Source organism: Streptomyces sp. O3 (genome assembly GCF_054788135.1).
Genome location: NZ_JBTVYK010000148.1, coordinates 1 through 397 on the forward strand (window position 1 = coordinate 1; position 397 = coordinate 397).

Here is a 397-nt window from a genome sequence, read left to right on the forward strand (position 1 = left end):
CGGATCATGCAGCGGTTGCAGGCGCGGTTCGGTGATGAGATTCCGATGGCGGCGATCTTCGAGCACTCCACGCTGGAGCGCCTGGTCGCCCACATCGCGTCCCTGATCCCCGCGATCCCCGCCTCCGCCGCCGAACCCCCCACCGCCCCCGAACCAGCCCCCGCACCGACCGCCGTCCCGGCTCCCGAGCCAGCCGCCGCACCGGCCGCCGAGACTCCCGCACCGACCGCCGAGACTCCCGCGCCGGACTCGCTGGCATGGCAGGTGCGGGAGTTGGTGGCCCAGGGGGTCGGTCTGTCGGCGGAGGAGATCGAACCGGTGAAGGATTTCGCGGCGTACGGGATCGATTCGATCGTGGCGTTGCGGATCATGCAGCGGTTGCAGGCGCGGTTCGGTG

General features: G+C 71.3%; 1 protein-coding gene. It reads left to right on the forward strand.

What is annotated here, in order from left to right:
• A partial coding sequence (locus ACX6XY_RS30105) for a phosphopantetheine-binding protein (protein WP_460337805.1) occupies positions 1 to 397 on the forward strand: 397 nt, incomplete at both ends.